Origin of the sequence: Streptomyces sp. NBC_00075, from assembly GCF_045041225.1 — a bacterium.
GTDB lineage: Bacteria > Actinomycetota > Actinomycetes > Streptomycetales > Streptomycetaceae > Streptomyces > Streptomyces adonidis.
Genome location: NZ_CP108243.1, coordinates 10,281,469 through 10,301,608 on the forward strand (window position 1 = coordinate 10,281,469; position 20,140 = coordinate 10,301,608).

A 20,140-nucleotide genomic window follows, 5' to 3' on the forward strand; every position below is an offset into this window, starting at 1 on the left:
TCGACATGAACACCCTCGCGAACTGGGACGGCGGGCCCGGCCCCTGGATCCTCTTCTTCCCGCTGATCTGGGCGGCCGTCGTGATCGGCGTCGTCACCGTCCTGCGCCGCACGGTCTGGCGCGGACGTCGCGGCGGCCCGTGGCGCGCCATGAACGGGCGTTACGACGCCCAGGACCGCCTCTCCGGCGACGCGCCGCTCGCCGTCCTCGGCCGGCGCTTCGCCTCCGGTGAGATCGACGAGGACGAGTACTGGCGGCGGCTCTCCGTCCTGGACGAGCAGTTCGGTGCCACGGGCGGCCGTGCGGGCAAGGGCGGTGCGGCATGACCACCGCCACCACCACGACCCGTACGGCGGCCCAGGTCGTCGACGCGGTGAAGGTGTACGGCGGTGGCGACACCGCCGTACGGGCCCTCGACGGGGTGAGCGTCGGCTTTCCGGCCGGCCGCTTCACCGCGATCATGGGGCCCTCGGGCTCCGGCAAGTCCACCCTGATGCACTGCGCGGCAGGCCTGGACACCCTCACCTCCGGTGCCGCGTTCATCGGCGACACCGAACTGGGCGCGCTCGACGACCGGCGCCTCACCCTCCTGCGCCGCGACCGGATCGGCTTCGTCTTCCAGGCGTTCAACCTGGTGCCGACGCTGACCGTCGCCGAGAACATCCGGCTGCCGATCGACCTGGCGGGCGGGGGCGGCGACCGGGAGTGGATCGACGCGCTCGTCGACGTGGTCGGTCTGCGCGACCGGCTCCACCACCGCCCCGCCGAACTCTCCGGCGGCCAGCAGCAACGCGTCGCCGTGGCACGGGCGTTCGCCGGCCGGCCCGACGTCGTCTTCGCCGACGAACCGACCGGCAACCTCGACAGGCGCTCCGGCGAGGAGGTCCTCGGCCTGCTCGGCCGCGCGGTACGCGACATGGACCGCACGGTCGTCATGGTCACCCACGACCCGGTCGCCGCCGCCCACGCGGACCAGGTGCTCTTCCTGGCCGACGGCCGTCTGGTGGACCGGATGGAATCCCCGACCGCCGACAAGGTCCTGGACCGGTTGAAAGCCTTCGAGGTGCCGTCATGAGCGACTCCGCACACCCTCTCCGTCCCACCGTCCGCATCAGCATGTCCTCTCTCCGCGCGCACAAGCGCCGCTTCGCCGGCACGTTCCTGGCGGTCTTCCTCGGTGTCGCCTTCCTGGCCGGGACCCTGGTCATGGGCGACACCCTGCGCGCCAGCTTCGACACCATGTTCGGCGAGGCGACCAGCGGCACCGACGCCGTCGTCCGCAGCGCCGACGCCATCACCACTCCCGGCGAGAGCGAGGGCGTACGCCAGCCGGTCCCCACCGACCTGGTCACAACCGTCGAGCAGGTCCCGGGCGTCGCGGCAGCCGCCCCCAACATCCAGGGCGCCGGCCAGCTCATCGCCGCCGACGGCGACCCCATCGGCGGCAAGGGCCCGCCCACGCTCGCCGGCAACTGGATCACCGACCCGAAGCTGAACCCGTACCAACTCGCCGAAGGACGCGCCCCGTCGAAGTCCGGCGAGGTCGTCGTCAACCGGGGCACGGCGAAGAAGGGCGGCCTGAGCATCGGGGACACGACGACCCTGCGCACGCCCGACCCGGTCAAGGTGACGATCGTCGGCCTCGCGACGTTCGCGGGCGAGGACGGCATGGCACAGGTGACGTTCACCGGGATGACGCAGGCCGACGCCGAGAAGTACCTCACGGCCAGGCCCGGCGAGGCGGCGAGCATCCAGGTGCGGGCCGGTCCCGGCGTGGGGCAGCAGGAGCTGGTGGACCGGCTGGCGTCCGTACTGCCCAAGGGAGTTGAGGCCATCACCGGTCAGGAGTCGGCCGAGGAGAACACGGAGATGATCTCCAGCCAGTTCCTGACCATCTTCACCTTGTTCCTGCTCGTCTTCTCGGGCGTGGCGATCCTGGTCGCGACCTTCTCCATCCACAACACCTTCGCGATCGTCGTCGCGCAACGCACCCGCGAGAACGCCCTGTTGAGGGCGTTGGGGGCATCTCGCCGCCAGGTCACCGCGGCCACGCTCGTCGAGGCGACCGCCGTCGCCGTGACGGCGTCGATCGGGGGTCTGGCCGGTGGCATCGCCATCGCCGCGGGCCTCCAGGCACTGTTCCCGGCCATCGGATTCCCCTTCCCCGAGGGCGACTTGGTGATCGGCTGGCTGTCCATGCTGCTGCCGCTCGCGGTCGGCGTCGTGGTCTGCCTGGGCTCCGCGCTGCTGCCCGCCGTACGCGCCGGCCGCACCGCACCCCTGGCCGCGCTCCGCGAGACGGCCGTCGACCAGTCGGGCGCCTCGTCCGTCCGGGCGGTCACCGGCGCGGGCCTCGGCGCCCTCGCGATCGCCATGACGCTGACCGGCGTCCTGGTCTCACCGTCCTTGTGGCTGGCGGGACTTGGCGCCGTACTGGCTCTCGTAGCATTTGTGGTCCTGGGTCCCGTCGCGTCGACCACCGCCGTACGAATCCTCGGCGGCCCTCTCGACAGGCTGCGCGGAGTCACCGGCGCCCTGGCCCGGCGCAACGCCCTGCGCAGCCCCAAGCGGACCGCCGCGACCGCGAGCGCCCTGATGATCGGCGTGGCCGTCGTCTCGCTGTTCACGGTGTTCGGCGCCTCGCTGAAGGCCACTATGGACCAGACCGTGTCGCGGTCCTTCGCGGGCGATGTGGCCGTGAGTACCCCGTCCTTCGGGGCAGGCGGCAGCGGACTCAGCCCGGCCCTCGCTCCCGCGATCGCCGTGCAGCCCGTGGTGGCGGACGCCGTCGGACTCGGCCGAGGAGTCGCCGAAGTCGACGGCAAGGGACGGGCGTTGACCGTCGCCGACCCCGTCACCCTCGGCAAGGTCTTCGACCTCGGCCAGGTCCACGGCTCGCTCGACAACCTCGGCACCGACGGCATCGCCATCACCGAGTCGGAGGCCGACCGGCAGCACCTCACGACCGGCGACACGACCCGACTCACCTTCACCGACGGCCAGAAGGAGACCTTCACGGTCCGCGCGGTCTACGGCCGGTCCGAACTCGCCGGCGAGTACGTCATCACCCGCGCCGCCTGGGCCCCGCACCGCACCCAGGACTCCGACACGCTCATCGCGGTCTCCTTCAAGGGCGGCGTGAGCACGGACGCGGGCAAGGCCGCGGTGGAACAGATCGCCGCACGATACGGCGACCCCGAGGTGCAGACCCGCGACGAGTACGCCCAGTCGTCGGCCGGAGGCATCGACATGATGCTCACCCTCGTCTACGCCCTGCTCGCCCTGGCCGTCCTCATCGCACTCCTCGGCATCGCCAACACCCTGACCCTCGCCATCCACGAACGCACCCGCGAACTCGGCCTGTTGAGGGCAGTCGGCCAGACCCGCGTCCAACTGCGCGCCATGGTCCGCTGGGAGTCGGTCCTCGTCGCGGCCTTCGGCACGGTGGGCGGGCTCGCCCTCGGCGGCTTCCTCGGCTGGGTGCTGGTGAAGGCCTCGGACGGCGCCAGCGACAGTGCCTTCGCCTTCGCACTGCCGCCCACCCAGCTCGTGGTCGTGGCCCTGGTGGGCGTCGCGGCCGGAGCACTCGCGGGCCTGCGCCCGGCCCGGCGGGCGGCCCGCCTGGACGTACTGCGGGCCATCGCCACCGAGTGACGTACAGACCAAGAGAGGGACGCCAGAGGTCACCGCCCGGTCAGCCTGCGACGGCCGACCGGGCGGGAGCGTGTTCCGGCCTGCGCCGGTGAGCCCCCGGCTTGTACCCCTTGTCGTCGCACAACGGCTCCTCGAACACCTGACGCACGGGCGTCGCGCTCGCGGGCCGGGTCTCCGGGGCGGCCACCACCGGCGCGACCGTCGGCAGCGTGAACCACACGACCTTCCCGGACTCGCCGTCCGGCCGCACACCCCAGCTCTCGCTCACGGCGGCGACCATCGCGAGGCCGCGTCCGCAGGTGGCGGTGGGATCCGCGTCCCGCAGCTCGGGAATGCGTGGGTCGTGGTCGTGCACCGAGACCGTGAGGCGGTCGAGCAGGACCTCGATCTCCACGGTGCACAGCTTGTCGGGCTGGGCGTGCCGGTGGACGTTGGTGAGCAGCTCGGTCACACCGAGCGAGGCCCGGTCTATCAAGGGATCCAGATGCCAGTAGCGCAATTGTGCAGAGACGATTCTGCGGACCTGGCCGATCCGCGACGGAAGAGCTTGCAGCTCCACCGTGCAGTGCCTGCTTGGGTGGCTGATCACGGCTTGCGACTCCCCGAATTGAGGTCCGGAAGAAGACACGAGATCGGATCCAGCAGAATGCCTGCGTGCAATGGCCGCCTGCTGTCGTGGCCGGCGGGCTGGTTCGCAGCGTTATCGCCGGTAAACCCAGAGTGACGTGTGACAAGCGTGGCTCAGGGGACGGAAACCCGCAACTCGCGGCATGGCGCACAGCACGCCAGATGTCCGTACGAGATACGGCCCCGCGGTCCCCGGCCTGCTCAGCGCCCGCGCCCGGCCGCCTTGCGCACGGCCTCTATGAACCGGCGTGCCGTGGGCGGCCCGGTCTCGCCCGGTGCCGGGTCGTGATCCCCCAGGGTCAGCAGGTAGCGCTGGCCGTTGAGGTCCGCGAGCGCCCGGTCGTCGGCCGCGAACCAGGGCTTCGAGGCGCGCACCGCCTGTACGGGAGCGCTGTCGATCTCGCTGCCGTAGCTGGTGAGCAGCTCCAGCCTGCCGTCGCTGATCCGGACCTGCCCGGCCCGGGTGAGGGAGCGCAGCCTCTTCCCGATTCGCACGCCCGTGGCCGTGAACTCCGGCTCCGCCATGATGCTCCGCCCCCTTGTCGGCTTCCGCCGAGATGCGTGGTGATCCCGCCTGGAACGTGATCCATTGTGCGCCCCCGTGCGTTGCAGTCTGCCTGCCCCCGGCGTCGAGCACCAGTGCGTACGGCACTCTCCGGCAACGGGCGGAAGCACTCACCGGGATGCGCCCCACCCCCCGCCGGCTCCCGCCCGACCCGCGGCGGCCCCCTGTCCACAGGGTTGCCTTTGATCCGCTCAAAGGGATGTTTATGCAGGTGAGAGGCGTGAGGAAGGTGTCTATGATCGGGATGTACGGCTGCGCCAGGACGCCGTCGGCAAGCGCATCACAAGGAGCCCGACGTGAGCATCCCCGACCCCACCGGGACCGCCGAAACCCTCGACGTCGACCGCAGTGACGCCGACTACCGCGCCTGGCTCAAAGAGGCCGTCCGCAAGGTCCAGGCGGACGCCAACCGCTCGGCCGACACGCATCTGCTGCGCTTCCCGCTGCCCGAGAAGTGGGGTATCGACCTGTATCTGAAGGACGAGTCGACCCACCCCACAGGCAGCCTCAAGCACCGCCTCGCCCGCTCGCTCTTCCTGTACGGACTGTGCAATGGCTGGATCCGTCCCGGCCGCCCGGTGATCGAGGCGTCCAGCGGTTCCACGGCCGTCTCCGAGGCGTACTTCGCGAAACTGATCGGCGTGCCCTTCATCGCGGTGATGCCCCGCACGACCAGCGCCGAGAAGTGCCGCCTGATCGAGTTCCACGGCGGCCGGTGCCACTTCGTGGACGACTCGCGCAAGATGTACGAGGCCTCCGCGGCCCTCGCGGCCGAGACCGGCGGCCACTACATGGACCAGTTCACCTACGCGGAACGGGCCACGGACTGGCGCGGAAACAACAACATCGCCGAATCCATCTTCCGCCAACTGGAGTTGGAACGTTTTCCGGAGCCCGCGTGGATCGTCGCCACGGCCGGCACCGGCGGCACCTCGGCGACCCTCGCCCGCTACGTCCACTACACGCAGCGCGACACCCGTATCTGCGTAGCCGACCCGGAGAACTCCTGCTTCTTCGAGGGCTGGACCACCGGCGATCCGGACGTCACCTGCGACTGCGGCTCCCGCATCGAGGGCATCGGCCGCCCCCGCATGGAACCCAGCTTCGTCCCCGGCGCGGTGGACCGCATGATGAAGGTCCCCGACGCGGCCAGCATCGCCGCGGTAAGAGCCCTGGAACAGGCGATCGGCCGTAAGGCGGGCGGCTCCACGGGCACGGGCCTGTGGAGCGCCCTCAAAATCATCGCCGAGATGGTGGCAACGGCACAACAGGGAAGCGTGGTAACCCTCCTGTGCGACCACGGCGACCGCTACCTGGACAAGTACTACTCGGACACCTGGCTGAAGGACCAGAACCTGAACATCGCGCCTTACAGAACGAGGATCGAAGGGTTCCTGAAAACAGGCGCGTGGTGAGACCCACCTAGGGGCGCGGGGAACTGCGCGACAAGCCACGACGGCGCAGCACACGCAAACGCACTACCAAGCCACCCCTCTAGGCGCCCTCACCCGCAACAACCAGCCTCCGCAAATGCTCAGAAACCTCATCCCGAGCCTCAGAAACCAACCCCGAGTCCGTGACCAACGTATCCACCTGCTCCAACGCCGCGAACGAACTCAACCCCACCGTCCCCCACTTGGTGTGGTCGGCAACCACAACAACCCGCCGCGCGGACTGCACAAGCCGCCGATTCGTCTCCGCCTCCGCGAGATTCGGCGTGGACAACCCGGCCTCGACAGATATCCCGTGCACCCCAAGGAACAGCACGTCGAAGTGCAGCGACGCAATCGCCTGATCGGCCACAGGCCCGACCAGCGAGTCGGACGGAGTCCGCACCCCACCGGTCAGAACGACCGTCGCCGCCCCCTGCCGCTGCCCCGACACCCGCTGCGCCGCATGGAACACGTCAGCGACCCGCACGGAGTTCGTCACGACAGTCAGATCCGCCACGTCCAGCAGCTGATGCGCCAGCGCGTACGTCGTCGTCCCACCCGACAGCGCGATCGCCGACCCCGGCGCGACCAGCTCCGCCGCCGCCCGCGCGATGTCCTCCTTGGCCGTCAGCTCAAGGCCCGACTTGGCCTCGAACCCCGGCTCATGGGTGCTCGCCTCGACCACCGGCACCGCGCCGCCGTGGACCTTCTCCAGGACGCCCTGGCGGGCCAGCGCGTCGAGGTCGCGGCGGACCGTCATGTCCGACACGCCGAGCTTGCGGGTCAGTTCGTTGACGCGAACGCCCCCGCGCCGCCGTACCTCGTCGAGGATCAGGGCGCGCCGCTGCTCCGCGAGGAGGTTCTGGTTGTCATTCACGACCGCTCCACGTCTTTCCGGGGTTCCTCCGGGCCTGTCGGTCCACTTGCCCCCACCATCTCCGACACGTCCCGCACACCCGCTGCGAACCTGCTGCGAACCCGCTCCGACAAGGACATTCCTCCTGCTACCGGCCCGGCGGACGTCCCATACTCGCATGGGCCGGTACTCGTCGCGCCACTGCCCGTCACGACGCGAACATGTCACTCTGGCAACACGGGCTCCTCGCACGTCACACGGATCGGGGAGATTCCGTGACGAGAGGTGTACGGAGCCCACTCGGCGGAGATCCTCCAGTCCCGCACGGCATCGTTCCCGGACCGGACGACAGCCGTCGGTGTGACACGGGGGAAGTACGAGCAACGGGGGAAGTGCGAACAGTGGAACAGGCACAGGAACGAGCCTCGAAGTCCGGGGCGAACGGCGCGGCGAGGCCGCCCGAGGAGACGGGGGCGACCAGCGGTATCGCCCTGGAACTGCTGGTCCACGGCGTGGGCGGCGCCACGCCGGAGAAGATGCTCAACGATCCACGGACCGTCCGCGTCACCGGCGACGACACAGCCGCCGTCTTCCGGCGCGTGGACGACGCGGACGCGGAGGACCGTCCCGTCGACCCGGACGGCGCACCGGTGCGCGAGGCGTACGTCTGGTGCAACCTCACCTCCGGCAACGGCACGCGCGCCCTGTGGCTGTTGCTGCTGCCGTTCATGGTGGTCAACCTCGCCCACTGGATGCGCCCCACGGCCCGCAACCGACCGGGCACGGTCCGGCTGTACGGCCTCCTGGTGCGCCTCGCCGGTCTGACCCTCACGGTCCTGCTGGTCGCCGCCGCCTGTGAGGTCGCCCTCGACCTGACGGCCTGGCAGTGCGCGGGCACGCGCGCGTGCGCCGAGGCGCACTCCTGGCTCGGCTTCCTCTCACCGACCGAGTCGGACGGCGGCTGGTGGAGCGAGCCCGGCCGTCGCCTCGCCCTGGCCGCAGTGGTGCCCGCCGCGCTCACCGGCCTGCTGTGGTTCCTGTCCCGCCGCACCTGGAGCGCGTACGAGTCCCAGAAACCGCTGACCCACGCCCCGGAAGCCGCCGACGACAACATCCGTACGGCCCTGGGGCGGCCCGGGTTCTGGTACGGGCGGCGACTGGTCGCCCGGCTGCGCGCCGCGCACACCGCGGCCGGCCTGCTGACGGTCGCCGCGGCCCTCGGCTCCGCCGCCTCCCGCCACGACCGCGAACCCGGCGGTCCGGCGGCCCTGGAAGCACTGTCCCGGCTCCTGGACGTGGCGCTGATCGCCGGGGCCGTCGCCGTGGTGTGGGTGGTGTGCCGTCGGGGGCGCACCGAGAGACGCCTCGACCAGGAACTCGACGCCCGGCTCGTCCGCCTCCTCCCGGGCGCCGCGCTCGCCCTGCTGCTCCTGACGGCCGTGTACGCCGGCTGGTCGCGCCCCGGGTGGCGGTCTACGGGACGGCTGCCGGGCGACACGACCTTCGGCACCATCGCGCTGCTCCAGGGCCTTCTCGTCCTCGGCCTGGCCGTCGTCGCCCACCTGCTGTACCGCGCCCATCCCGACCCGCGTGCCGCGATGCGCGGCTTCGCCGGACCCGCCGTCGCGACGCTCGCCTGCGCGCTCGGCGGCGTGATGTCCGGTGGCGTGTCCCAGCGCGTCGCCGACTGGCTGGACGGCACCGGCGGCACCATCGCGGGCCCGCCCGTCCTGCTGACCTGGCAGGCGTCCGTGATCCCGGCCGCCCTCCTCGTGGTCCTGGGCCTGATCGGCTGGCTGGCCCGGCGCACCCTGCAACTGCGCCGCGGCGAGTTGGAGGCCGTGGAACGGGACTACGACGACGGTTCCGGGGAGCGTATGGACGACGCGCGTACCCGCCGGATCGCGAGCACGCGCGCGATGGCCGCCCTCACGGACCGGGCACCCCGCATCCTCGGCATCACCTCCGCGGTGACGCTGCTCCTGGGCGCCGCCGCACTGGCCGGGGCCCAGCTCACGGACGACACGCCCGGAGACGCCTCGCACGGCTCGTACGCCGTCGTCCAGGGCGCCGCCGAGACCGCCCAGGCTCTCGGGTCCTGGCTGATCGGGGTCGGCTTCCTGCTGTTCGTCACCTGGGGGCGGCGCGCCTACAAGGACGCCTCCGCGCGGCGCACCATCGGCATCCTCTGGGACGTCGGCACCTTCTGGCCGCGCGCCGCCCACCCCTTCGCGCCGCCCTGCTACGCCGAGCGGGCCGTGCCCGACCTGACCTGGCGCATGGCCACCTGGACCGAGGAGACCGGCGGCCGGCTGGTCATCTCCGGGCACTCCCAGGGCAGCGTCCTCGCGGCGGCCGCCGCCTGGCAGCTGAAGCCGTCCGTGCGCAAGCGCGTCGCCCTGCTGACGTACGGCTCACCGCTGGAGCGCCTGTACGGGCGCTGGTTCCCGGCCCACTTCGGCCCCGCCGCGCTCACCTCGCTGCACCACGACGTGGCCTGCTGGCGCAACCTGTACCGGCTCACCGACCCCATCGGCGGCCCCGTACACCTGCCCGGCGACTGCGGCCCCGAGGTGGACCGCGCACCGCTCAAGGACCCGCTCTCCTACGGCCGTACCAAGAAGCATCCGCTGCCCGCGCCGATCCTCGGCCACTCCGACTACCAGGCCGACCCGGCCTTCGCCGAGGAGCGCGAGGAACTGCTGAAGCGGCTGCGGCCCCGCGAAGGGGTGCCCGCTCAGGGCAGCTCGGGCAGATCCTCCGGGTAGAGCAGGGTCAGGTCGTCCGTGCTCGGCTCGGGGTGTTGGGCGACCCGGCCCGCGTGCCGCTCGACCATCGCCTCGAACGTCTGCCGGGCCGTACGGCCGTTGCCGAACGTCGCTCCCTTGGGGATCTCCGTGAAGTACTTCAGGAGGGCCTCGGGGGAGCCGGGGCCGAGCCGGTACTCGTGCTCCTCCGACTGCTGCTCAACGATCCGCAGCAGTTCCTCGGGGCCGTAATCGCCGAAGGTGATGGTCCGCGAGAAACGGGACGCCACACCGGGGTTGACGGAAAGGAAGCGGTCCATCTCGGCCGTGTAGCCCGCGACGATCACGACGACCGCCTCCCGGTGGTCCTCCATCAGCTTCACCAGCGTGTCGATGGCCTCCTTGCCGAAGTCACGGGCGGAGTCCTCCGGGGACAGCGCGTACGCCTCGTCGATGAACAGAACACCGCCGCGCGCCCGGTCGAAGGCCTCCTGGGTGCGGATCGCCGTCGAACCGATGTGCTCGCCGACCAGGTCCACCCGGGACACCTCGACGAGATGGCCCTTCTCCAGGACGCCGAGCGCGGCCAGGATCTCACCGTAGAGCCGCGCGACCGTCGTCTTGCCCGTACCGGGGGAGCCCGTGAAGACCAGATGGCGGCGGGCGGAGGCGGCCTTGAGGCCTGCCAGCTGACGGCGCCGGCCGACCTCGATCATGTCGGTGAGGGCCCGCACCTCGCGCTTGACGCTCTCCAGGCCCACCAGCGCGTCGAGTTCACCGAGCACGTCCTTCGAGGACCGCGCGGCCTTCTCCGGCTCCGGGGCGGTGGCCGCCGACTCCTGCTCGGTGGCGCGCTGGCCCGGGATCGAGCCCAGCAGCCCCGGCGACTGCGTGACCGTCTGGACGGCCGTCTCCGGCACCGGGGACGGCCGCAGAGCCGCGCTCTCGTCGCTGGTGCAGTCCTCGACGACCGGACCGCCACCGGGGGCCGTGCCGGGCCCGCCCTCCGCGAACTCGTAACCACCGCGCGCGCACCGCTCCGTACGGCACTTCGTCAGCGTCGTCCGGCAGCCGTCTATGACATGGAAGCCATAGCCCTCACTGCCCGTCACCCGGCAGTTCAGGAAGCTGCCCCGGCCGCCCGCCGACACATAGAAGCCCGCCTCGGCGGGGGAGTCGACGGTGCAGCGCTCGACGGTCGGGTCGGCGCCCTTGGTGACGATCACACCCGTCTGCGTGCCGACCACCGTGCAGCCGTTCAGCGTGCCGCCGCTGCCGTGGTCGCGGAACCAGGCGCCCGTCGCCGCGTCCTTGATCCGGCAGTCGTCGAGCTGGGCGGTCGCGCCGTCGCTGACCGACACGGCCGTGTTGCGGACCTGGGTGAGGTCGCTGTCGACGACGTCCGCGCGGGAGCCCCGGTCGAGCACGAACAGGGCGTCCGGCACGTCGTGCACCCGGCAGGACTCGAGGACCGCCGTGGCGCCGTCGCTGATCCACACCGCCGGGTAGTCGCCGGTGCTGTCGAAGATCTCGCACTGGTTGGCGTCCACGCGCGTGCCCGGGTCCCACACCGACAGCCCGTTGCGCCCGAACTGACGCACCGTCGTGCGCGTCAGCGTGAGGACCGAGCGGGACCGCAGATCGACCGCGTTCTCCGGGATGTCGTGGATACGGCAGTCGGCCAGGGTCAGTACGGCGTCGGTGTCGAGCGTGACGCCGTCCGCGGACGTCCGGTGCACATCGCAGTCGGTGAGGTGGGCGGTCGCGCGGCCGGTGACCTGGACGCCGCTGCCCTTGACCTCGTACACCTCACAACCGACGCCCTCCAGCGCCGAGTTCTCGCCCGAGACGGACAGCCCGACGCCCGAGGCGTGGTGCACTCGGCAGCGCTCCAGCCGCGGATGCCCGCCGTCGCGCACGGTCACGCCCGCCTGTCCGGCCGCGACGACCTCGCACTCCTCGAACACCCCGCCCGCGCCGTCCAGTACGGCGATTCCGGCGCCCGCCGGGTTGTCGACCGTGCAGCGCCGGACCGTCGGTCTCGCGCCGCCGCGCACCTCGATGCCGGCGGCGGACCGCGTCACGATCCGCAGGTCCAGCAGCTCCGGTGTGCCCTCCTCGACGAGCAGGGCAGGCGCGGTCGAGTCCTGGCCCTCCACATGCAGGTCCTGGACGACCGCGGAGGCCCGCACGGTGAGCGGCACCCCGTCCACGGGCGCGATCCGTACGGAGCCGGGGGAACCCTCGGGGCCGCGCAGCGTCACCGCCCGCTGGACGACGAGGTTCTCCCGATAGGTGCCGGGGGCGACCGTGAGGACGTCACCGTCCGCCGCGGCCTCCAGGGCGGCGGCGAGCGACGCGTACTCACCCGTGCGGCGCCGCCACCTCGATGTGCCGGTGTGCGTCACCTGGACCGTGCCCTGTGCCATGGCGCTGCTGTGCCCCCACCTCGTGGAACGCGGGATGTCGCGGAAGGTGCCGAACGATGTCGGCCGGTCCACCGTAGCGTGCGCGGGCACGGTGGGTTGACCAGAGCCGGAACGAGGTCAACTGCCGGTCCCGGTCCGGCCCCAGTCGGGTCCGGCCCGGTCCCATGCCTGGTCCCAACGGGCGTACCGGCGACGGACCATGCGCCAGACGATCAGGCGCCGGCCGCCCTCGACGAACCCGGCCGACAGGACGGTCGCGCCGAAGCCGGCGAGAACCGCGTGGGTCGTCGCGGTGGCGGTGTCCAGTGGGCGGGCGGTTATTCGCCCCTGTTCGTCCGTCCACAGCGTGAAGTGGTCGCCGGGATGCGGGGACTTGAGGTTCGCGAGGACCTTGCCGTGCTGCTCGGTGCCGTCGGGCCCCGTCCAGTCGGCCTCCACGCGGCTTCTCGCGGACTGCGCGGAGGACGTCTCGGGATCGGGTTCCAGCGCGGAGCGGGCGAGCTTCTTGACCACGGTGGCCGTCACGAGATGCCGGGCCGCGCGCTGGTCCCGTACGGCCTGTTGCAGCGCGTCCTGGGCGACACCGCCGATCAGGAGGCCGATCAGGGGAGCCGCCAGCAGGATCAGCAGCAGGGCCGTCAGCGCCACCCAGGCCTCGGCCAGGTCGGTCGCGCGGCGCAGTGGATTGTGCCGCCAGCGCCAGAGTCCGCCGATCGCCCGCAAAGCCGCACCCCCTTCCCGCTCCGTGATAACCCCGGTCGGAGCAGTTCACGCACAAAGCCGGGCGAAGAGAGAGCGAAATCACCTCTCACCGGCTCTTACCGGCCGTCTCGTGAACTTCTCACCAAAGCCAACGGTCAGGCCCCGTGCCGGTGTTCCCGCCTACGCGAGGATCCTGAACGGATCGCCGACCCGGATCGTCCCGGGGTTCTCGGGGACCAGGTTCTGGCCGAACACCAGCTGGTTGCCGAAGCGGCGATGGCGGCCGAGCGTGCGCAGCGGTTCCCGTCCCCGTTCGGCGGTCTCCTGGTCGGTGGTGGTCACCACGCACCGCCCGCACATCTTGGCCACCCGGAAGGCGACCTCGCCGATGGCGATCCGGGACCAGCCGTCCTCGGCCCAGGCGGCGGTCCCCGCGACCACCACGTTGGGCCGGAAGCGGTTCATGGGCAGCGGGCCCTCCTGCGGGTGATCCCCCCGCGCGATCAGGGAGTTGAGGGCGTCCAGCGACGCGAGCGTGGTGAGCAGCAGCGGGTAGCCGTCGGCGAAGCTCACGGTCTCGCCGGGCCGCGCGAACCCGGGGTCGACCGCGCGGCGCGTGGCCGGGTCGTCCATGTGCAGGAGACGTACGTCCTCGCCCAGATATCCGCTGCACCACGCATGGGCCCCGTCACCGGCGGGCACGGCCTCCACCTTGGTGCCGAAGATGTCCACCGTCGTCGTGTCCGTCACCTCCGGGACGGGCACGGTCAGGGGCGCGCGACCGGGCGAGGACAGACGAATTCCGCCGCCGGGCAGAAGCTCGGCGGCGGCCTGTGCCAGACGCGGTTGCTGGCGCTGTGTGACGACCTTTCCCCCGGCGTCAATCAGGACCCAGCGTCGGTCTCCGGCCAGCCCCCAGGGCTCCACCTCGGCTTGCCGGGGCGACTCGCCCCGGAACGCCTTGACCGGATGGATGTGAATCGAGTGCAGCTCCGCGTTCCCCATACCGCCATCGTGCCAAGGCACGGACACTCCGGGGGGCAGATCAGTACCCGCGGTACTGCTGGTTGTTGTACGGCTCCTGGTACGGCGCGGGGGCCGGGCGGGGAGCCGCCGGGCGCATCGCCTCGTAGCCGGTGGCCGCCGCCGGACGCTGCTGCTGCATCGGCTGGCCCGCACCGGCGGGGTAGCCGCGCGGCGGTGCCTGCTGCGGGATGTACGCGGCCGGCGCCTGCTGAAGCGGCGAGGGCTGCTGCGCCTGCGGGTAGCCGCCGCCGTAGGAGGGAGTCTGCTGGGACGGGCCGGCCGGCAGCGCGGGGAGCGCCGACGGCAGCGCGGGCAGATTGAAGCTGCTGCCCGTGTCGTACGCGGCGGGCACCCGGATCGGGGCGATCTGCGGGGTCCCCCGCTCGGCGACGAGCGAGTCGTAGATCGGGGTGTCCGGGAAGGCGGAGTAGTAGCCGCCGCCGTAGGTGGAGCGGGGGGAGGTCATGGCACATAAGTTAAGCCCACGATGAGCTGGTTGGGGAGACCGATAAGAGGGTTGTTTTCCGTGTCGGCAGTGACGTGGGACCCCCAATGCGAGCGAACTTGCCAAAAAGGGGCACCAGCTCATGCTGAGATCAGGTAAAGGCCAGGTTCCGGGCGGGTTACCGACGGGTCGCCCCGCGTTCCCCAGGCGTTCGTCAGGGGAGTTCAACAGGAGTTCACAGGCCCGGGAGAATAGGTTGGGCCGCGAGGCGATCAGAGATGGGGGCAGCCATGTCAATGTCCAAGGGATCGAACGTCCCGGTGCCCACGGCGGCGCTCCGGGTCGAGCTGGGCTGGCGCTCCGGACCGGGTGTCCCCGACGCGGACGCCTCCGCGCTGCTCCTGGTGGCCGGAAAGGTCCGTTCCGACGGCGACTTCGTCTTCTACAACCAGCCCGTGCACTCCTCCGGGGCGGTCCGGCACGAGGGCAAGCGGGACAGTGGGGGCCGGGTGACGGACACCCTGCTCGTCGACCTCGCGCGCGTGGAGCCCGCGGTCGAGACCGTGATCCTCGCCGCCTCCGCCGACGGAGGAACGTTCGGGCAGGTCCCCGATCTGTACATCGAGGTCCGGGACGCGGCGCAGGGCACGGTGGTCGCCCGCTTCGACAACGCGGGCGCCAGTGTCGAAACGGCGTTCGTGCTCGGCGAGTTCTACCGCAGGCAGGGCGCCTGGAAGTTCCGCGCGGTCGGACAGGGCTACAGCAGCGGCCTGGCGGGCCTGGCCACGGACTTCGGCATCACCGTGGACGAGCCTCAGCACACGACGCCCGCCCCGCAGGCCGCCCCCACGCCTCCGCCCGTCGCACCTCCGGTGACCATGCGCCCGCCGGTCGCACCGCCCGCGCCGCCCGCCCCTGCCGCGACGCCGGTACGCCTGACCAAGGTGACGCTCACCAAGGAGGCCCCGTCCGTCTCGCTCACCAAGCAGGGCGGCACCTCGGGCGCGCTGCGCGTCAACCTCAACTGGCAGGTGCACAAGCAGTTCTCGGGGTGGGGCAGCAAACTCGGCCGCGCGATCGCCCAGCACTCCGATCTCGACCTCGACCTGTGCGCCCTCTTCGAACTCTCCGACGGCAGCAAGGGCGTCGTACAGTCCCTCGGCAACGCCTTCGGGGCGCTGCACCAGCCGCCGTACATCCACCTCGACGGCGACGACCGCACCGGTGCCATGTCGAGCGGCGAGAACCTCACCGTCAACCTGGACCACAAGCAGGCCTTCCGGCGCATCCTCATCTTCGTCACCATCTACGCGGGCGCGCGTTCCTTCGCCGACCTGCACGCCACGGTCACCCTGACCCCGGCGAACGGCGCGGCCGTCGACTTCTCGCTCGACGAGTGCACGGTGCCCTCCACGGTGTGCGCGCTCGCTCTGATCACCAACACGGGCGGCGATCTGATGGTCCAGCGCGAGGCCCGCTATCTCGTGCCCGAGCGCGGAGTGAGCCCGCAGCGGACCGTCGACCACGCCTACGGCTGGGGCATGAACTGGACCCCGGGCCGCAAGTGAGGCAGGCCGGTCAGCTCTCGTCCGTGGCGGCCTCCGGACGTGCGTACGTCCGGCCCTTCCAGGCGGCGCCGCGCCCCCGGTAGTGCTGTACCGCCGAGTCGACCGTCATGAGGAGGTACAGGAAGGCCGTGAACGGCAGCAGGGGAGCGAGCCACAGCGGCTGCCCGTAGTAGCGCAGCATCGGGACGTAGGTCCCCGCCATCACGAGCCACGCGAGCCCGCCGCACACCGTCGCGGCCGTCGTCCCGGTGACGAGCCCGGCCAGCAGGGCGAACGGCGGCACCAGGTACACCAGGGCGAGGCCGAGCACCGTACCGAGCAGGAGCGGCGGGCTGTGCCGCAACTGCGCGTACGCGCTGCGCGAGACCATCCGCCACAGGTCGTGCAGCCGCGGATAGGGCCGCACGCTGTCCACCCGCTCGGCGAGCCCCAGCCAGATGTGGCCCCCGCCGCCCTTGACGGCCCGCGCGAGCGCCACGTCGTCGATGACGGCCTGCCGGATGGCGTCCGGGATCCGGGCCCGCTCGGCCGTCTCCGTACGCAGCAGCACGCACCCACCGGCGGCAGCCGCCGTCCGCGACCCCCTCCGGCCGATCCGGCGGAAGGGATAGAGCTGCGCGAAGAAGTACACGAACGCCGGTACGACGAACCGCTCCCAGACGCTCTCCACCCGCAGTCTGGCCATCAGCGACACGGCGTCGTAGCCGCCGCCCCGCGCCGCCGCCACCAACTCCCGCAGACTGTCCGGCGCATGGGCGATGTCCGCGTCCGTGAGCAGCAGGAACTCGGGTCCACGCGCGCGTGCCAGCCCGATGCCATGGCGTACGGCCCACAGCTTGCCCGTCCAGCCCGGAGGCGGTTCACCCGGCGAGTCCACGGTCAGCGGCAGCCCACCGTGACGCCGAGACAGCTCCCGGGCCAGCTCCCCGGTGCCGTCCGAACTGCCGTCGTCGACCAGGAAGATCTCCGCCCGCCCCGGATAGTCCTGCGCGAGCAGCGACGGCAGGCTCGCGGGCAGCACGGCGGCCTCGTCGCGCGCCGGAACGACGACACATACGGAGGGCCAGGTCTCCGGCTCTCGCTCGTACGACGGCAGCCTGACGTCCGTACGCCAGAAGAAGCCCTGGCACAGCAGCAGCCACAGCCAGGCGGCGAGTGATCCGACGGCGATCCACACAACGGCGCTCACCCGCCGCAGTCTGCCCCACCCCAAAGGGCCGCGAAGGCACGCCGTTTATAGTGACCGGGTGAAGATCGCGCTCATGGACTCCGGAATCGGACTTCTGCCGGCGGCCGCGGCGGTACGGCGGCTGCGGCCCGACGCGGATCTCGTGCTCTCCCTGGACCCCGCGGGCATGCCCTGGGGTCCGCGCACCCCGGAGGATCTCACCGAGCGCGCCCTGGCCGTCGCCGAGGCCGCCGCCGCGCAGCGGCCCGACGCCCTGATCGTCGGCTGCAACACCGCGACCGTGCACGCCCTGACCGCCCTGCGCGCCCGCCTCGAACCGGAGCTGCCGGTCATCGGCACGGTCCCGGCGATCAAGCCCGCCGCCGCGGGAGGCGGGCCCTTCGCGATCTGGGCGACCCCCGCCACCACCGGCAGCCCCTACCAGCGCGGCCTCATCAAGAACTTCGCCGAAGGCGTCGCGGTCACCGAGGTGCCCTGCTGGGGACTGGCCGAAGCCGTCGAACACGCGGACGAGACGGCGATCGACGCCGCCATCGCCGCCGCGGCCGCCCTCACCCCCGACGAGGTAACGACCGTCGTCCTGGGCTGCACCCATTACGAACTCGTCGCCGAGCGCATCCGCGCGGCCGTGCAGCAGGCCGGCAGCCCGCCGCTCGTCCTGCACGGCTCGGCGGGCGCGGTGGCCGCCCAGACGCTCCGCAGGCTCGGCGCCCACCCCGCCCCCGAGGCGCCGGCCGACGGCACCCTCACCGCGCTGCTGAACGGCGTCGCGGGCCCGCTGCCCGCCCCCGCGCTGGCCTACGAGGAGGGCAGGCTGCTCCAGGCGGCCACCCCCGTCCGCTGACCGGAGCAGTCACCCTCCGCAAGCCACTGCCCGCGCAGCGGAACCTGAGTAGTCTCATAGGCATGAGGGACCACCCCCACGACGAACACGTCGACCCCACCCCGACCGAGGTCTGGACCGGCCGGGCGACCAACCGTGCCCAGTGGATCCTGGCCCTCGGCGGCTGCGCCTTCATGGCACTCGGTATCGAACTGGCCGTCGACTCGGCATGGACGTCCGGCGTCGCGCCGCTCGCCATGTCCGTCGTGGGCTGCATCGCGGCCGGCCTGCTCGTCCTCTTCGGCACCATCGCGTTCGTGCACGTCGCCGTGAAGGTCGACAAGGACTCCCTCGAAGTGCGCTGCGGCCACATCGGCCTGCCGCGCCGGCGTATCCCGCTGTCCCAGATCGTCGGCGCCGACTTCGTGGCCAGGGTCACCCCGCGGCAGTGGGGCGGCTGGGGCTACCGCTGGCGCCCCCACCAGGGCACCGCGGTCGTCGTACGCCGGGGCGAGGGTCTGGTGCTGCGTCTCGGGGACGGGCATACGTTCACGATCACGGTGGACAACGCGGAGGCGGCCGTTCGCGTCATCCGGGACCGGCTGCGGTCCGGCGCGGCCGGGGCCACGCACTGACGTTCCCGTCGCCCTCGCGGCATTCTAACGGCGTTCCCGCGCGCGTGTCGTTGTCGTGTCCGGTGTCTCGTAGGCCAGGGGGCGGGCCGTCGCCAGGCCCGCCAGGAGGCCCGCGCCCGCCGTCACCGTGGTGAAACTCAGCACGTTGCCGACCGTCGCCAGGACGGCCAGACCCGTCAGGGCCGCGCCCGCGGTGAGCGCGACGGGCGTGGGGCGCGGGGTGCGCCACAGGGCGTACAGCACCCAGCAGAAGACCGCCGCCAGCAGGACCACGCCGACCACACCCTGCTCGGCCGCCTGCTGGAGCGGCGCGGAGTGCGGTCTGGACTCGGCGGGCAGCGCCTGCGAGGCCGTCTGGCTGAGTTCCGCGAACCTGCCGGGGCCCACACCCAGCGCCGGATCCCGGTGGGCCAGCAGCAGGGCGTCGCGCCACAGACCGACCCGGTGACCGCTCAGCTGCCCCTCCAGCGAGTCGGCGAGCCCGTCCGGCAGGACGTCCTCGGCGACCGCCCAGGCCGTCCCGGTCACCACGGCCGTCGCCAGCGCCAGCCCCGCCAGGCCCACGCCCCGGCTCCGCATGTGGTCGGCGGCGAGCGAGCACAGCAGGACGGTCGCACAGAGGGCGAAACCGGCGATCGGGCCGAGGACCAGCGACGCCACGGTGATTCCGGCGGCCAGGGCGCGGAGTGCCAGTCGCAACAGGGGAGAGCGGGCCGCCCAGGCCGCACAGCAGGCGGAGCCCGTGGCCAGTACCAGCAGCGCGGCCACGGCCCCGAGATGCCCGGGCGGGGTGGCGATCTGCGGCCCCGGCAGGGTGTGCGGGGCGGCCACCGCCAGACCGAGCCCGGCCAGCGCCGCAGTACAGGGGGCGGCGACCGGCAGCAGCGCCCCGCAGATCCGGCCCGACGCGTATCCGGCGGCCACCGCGAGCACCGCCAGGAGCACGCCCTCGGGGCGGCCGTCGTGCGTGGCCGCCGTGATCAGCGACCAGGTGGCGCACACGCCCAGCACGACGACGCCCGCCGCGTCGGAAACGTTTCGTCTCTCGCCGTCCGCCGCCGCGTCGGCCGCAGACGTCCTCCCCGTGGAACCCAACCCGCCGCCCCCCGACCTGTGACGGGCCCCGACCGCGCGGGCCGTCACCGGCGCGCACGTCAGAGGCTCCGGCACACGGTAACGGCTGGTGCGCCATTTGTGGACGAGTTACGCAGGAACGATGCGGCGGACGGGCCGGGGCGGGCCCGGCTGCCGTAACGGGGCCCCGCAGATCCGGCCTGACCCGTGACCGGCGGCCACCGCGAGGAGCATGCTCTCGGGGCGGCCGTCGTGTGTGGCCGCCGTGATCAGCGACCAGGTGGCGCAGCCGCCCAGCTGCGGCAGCCTGGCCCGGGCGGGCCCCCTCCCACGGGCCGGACCGTGCTGTCGGCGTCTTACGCAGGCG

17 protein-coding genes are annotated in these 20,140 nt (G+C 72.1%); 8 read left to right on the top strand and 9 right to left on the bottom strand.

What is annotated here, in order from left to right; translation table 11 throughout:
* Nucleotides 1-5 precede the first annotated feature (5 nt).
* The 3 genes from OG787_RS44990 to OG787_RS45000 are packed head-to-tail and all read left to right on the top strand — an operon-like array spanning nucleotide 6 to nucleotide 3,654.
* Nucleotides 6-326: an SHOCT domain-containing protein gene (locus tag OG787_RS44990; protein WP_405539229.1), complete on the top strand. Its 321-nt coding sequence runs from the start codon at nucleotides 6-8 to the stop codon at nucleotides 324-326.
* Nucleotides 323-1,075, top strand: coding sequence for an ABC transporter ATP-binding protein (locus OG787_RS44995; RefSeq protein ID WP_405539230.1), 753 nt, complete (start codon nucleotides 323-325; stop codon nucleotides 1,073-1,075). Before OG787_RS44990 ends, OG787_RS44995 begins: the two co-directional genes overlap by 4 nt.
* Nucleotides 1,072-3,654 carry an ABC transporter permease gene (locus OG787_RS45000; RefSeq protein WP_405539231.1) on the top strand — a complete coding sequence of 861 codons (2,583 nt, stop codon included), beginning with the start codon at nucleotides 1,072-1,074 and terminating at the stop codon, nucleotides 3,652-3,654. Before OG787_RS44995 ends, OG787_RS45000 begins: the two co-directional genes overlap by 4 nt.
* Nucleotides 3,655-3,694: 40 nt before the next feature.
* On the opposite strand, the gene OG787_RS45005 is transcribed toward OG787_RS45000, so the two are convergent.
* Together OG787_RS45005 and OG787_RS45010 are read right to left on the bottom strand one after the other, a co-directional pair.
* On the bottom strand, nucleotides 3,695-4,243 hold the full coding sequence (locus OG787_RS45005) for an ATP-binding protein (protein ID WP_369031905.1): 549 nt from the start codon (nucleotides 4,241-4,243) through the stop codon (nucleotides 3,695-3,697).
* Between the two features lie 239 nt (nucleotides 4,244-4,482).
* Nucleotides 4,483-4,806, bottom strand: coding sequence for a hypothetical protein (locus OG787_RS45010; protein ID WP_405539233.1), 324 nt, complete (start codon nucleotides 4,804-4,806; stop codon nucleotides 4,483-4,485).
* 336 nt (nucleotides 4,807-5,142) lie between these two features.
* Here OG787_RS45010 and OG787_RS45015 point away from each other — a divergent pair, with 336 nt between their 5' ends.
* Complete coding sequence (locus OG787_RS45015; protein ID WP_405539234.1) at nucleotides 5,143-6,261, top strand: PLP-dependent cysteine synthase family protein; 1,119 nt, start codon at nucleotides 5,143-5,145, stop codon at nucleotides 6,259-6,261.
* Between the two features lie 79 nt (nucleotides 6,262-6,340).
* Here OG787_RS45015 and OG787_RS45020 read toward each other — a convergent pair whose 3' ends face one another.
* On the bottom strand, nucleotides 6,341-7,156 hold the full coding sequence (locus OG787_RS45020) for a DeoR/GlpR family DNA-binding transcription regulator (RefSeq protein ID WP_369031903.1): 816 nt from the start codon (nucleotides 7,154-7,156) through the stop codon (nucleotides 6,341-6,343).
* Between the two features lie 380 nt (nucleotides 7,157-7,536).
* Between OG787_RS45020 and OG787_RS45025 the strand changes: the two genes are divergently transcribed.
* Nucleotides 7,537-9,903 (top strand): hypothetical protein, encoded by a 2,367-nt coding sequence (locus OG787_RS45025; protein WP_369031902.1) that lies wholly within the window; start codon nucleotides 7,537-7,539, stop codon nucleotides 9,901-9,903.
* Here the strand turns inward: OG787_RS45025 and OG787_RS45030 are convergent.
* The 4 genes from OG787_RS45030 to OG787_RS45045 form a co-directional block, all read right to left on the bottom strand.
* Nucleotides 9,873-12,311 carry a right-handed parallel beta-helix repeat-containing protein gene (locus OG787_RS45030; RefSeq protein WP_405539236.1) on the bottom strand — a complete coding sequence of 813 codons (2,439 nt, stop codon included), beginning with the start codon at nucleotides 12,309-12,311 and terminating at the stop codon, nucleotides 9,873-9,875. The two genes, OG787_RS45025 and OG787_RS45030, sit on opposite strands and share 31 nt — an antisense overlap.
* Nucleotides 12,312-12,428: 117 nt before the next feature.
* Nucleotides 12,429-13,034 carry a hypothetical protein gene (locus OG787_RS45035; protein ID WP_369031900.1) on the bottom strand — a complete coding sequence of 202 codons (606 nt, stop codon included), beginning with the start codon at nucleotides 13,032-13,034 and terminating at the stop codon, nucleotides 12,429-12,431.
* A 159-nt stretch (nucleotides 13,035-13,193) separates the two neighbouring features.
* On the bottom strand, nucleotides 13,194-14,018 hold the full coding sequence (locus OG787_RS45040; protein ID WP_369031899.1) for an MOSC domain-containing protein: 825 nt from the start codon (nucleotides 14,016-14,018) through the stop codon (nucleotides 13,194-13,196).
* 40 nt (nucleotides 14,019-14,058) lie between these two features.
* Nucleotides 14,059-14,505 (bottom strand): DUF6643 family protein, encoded by a 447-nt coding sequence (locus OG787_RS45045; RefSeq protein ID WP_369031898.1) that lies wholly within the window; start codon nucleotides 14,503-14,505, stop codon nucleotides 14,059-14,061.
* A 275-nt stretch (nucleotides 14,506-14,780) separates the two neighbouring features.
* Between OG787_RS45045 and OG787_RS45050 the strand changes: the two genes are divergently transcribed.
* A complete protein-coding gene (locus OG787_RS45050; RefSeq protein ID WP_405540768.1) occupies nucleotides 14,781-16,052 on the top strand; it encodes a TerD family protein in 1,272 nt (423 codons plus the stop codon).
* A 10-nt stretch (nucleotides 16,053-16,062) separates the two neighbouring features.
* Here the strand turns inward: OG787_RS45050 and OG787_RS45055 are convergent, their stop codons facing one another.
* Nucleotides 16,063-17,229, bottom strand: coding sequence for a glycosyltransferase (locus tag OG787_RS45055; RefSeq protein ID WP_405540769.1), 1,167 nt, complete (start codon nucleotides 17,227-17,229; stop codon nucleotides 16,063-16,065).
* 70 nt (nucleotides 17,230-17,299) lie between these two features.
* Between OG787_RS45055 and OG787_RS45060 the strand changes: the two genes are divergently transcribed.
* Nucleotides 17,300-18,085, top strand: a complete 786-nt coding sequence (locus OG787_RS45060) for a glutamate racemase (protein ID WP_369031896.1) — start codon at nucleotides 17,300-17,302, stop codon at nucleotides 18,083-18,085.
* A 62-nt stretch (nucleotides 18,086-18,147) separates the two neighbouring features.
* Nucleotides 18,148-18,699: a hypothetical protein gene (locus OG787_RS45065; RefSeq protein ID WP_369031895.1), complete on the top strand. Its 552-nt coding sequence runs from the start codon at nucleotides 18,148-18,150 to the stop codon at nucleotides 18,697-18,699.
* 24 nt (nucleotides 18,700-18,723) lie between these two features.
* On the opposite strand, the gene OG787_RS45070 is transcribed toward OG787_RS45065, so the two are convergent.
* The gene (locus tag OG787_RS45070; RefSeq protein WP_405539238.1) at nucleotides 18,724-19,794 is read right to left on the bottom strand and encodes an O-antigen ligase family protein; all 1,071 of its coding nucleotides are present in this window, start codon (nucleotides 19,792-19,794) and stop codon (nucleotides 18,724-18,726) included.
* Nucleotides 19,795-20,140: the final 346 nt, after the last annotated feature.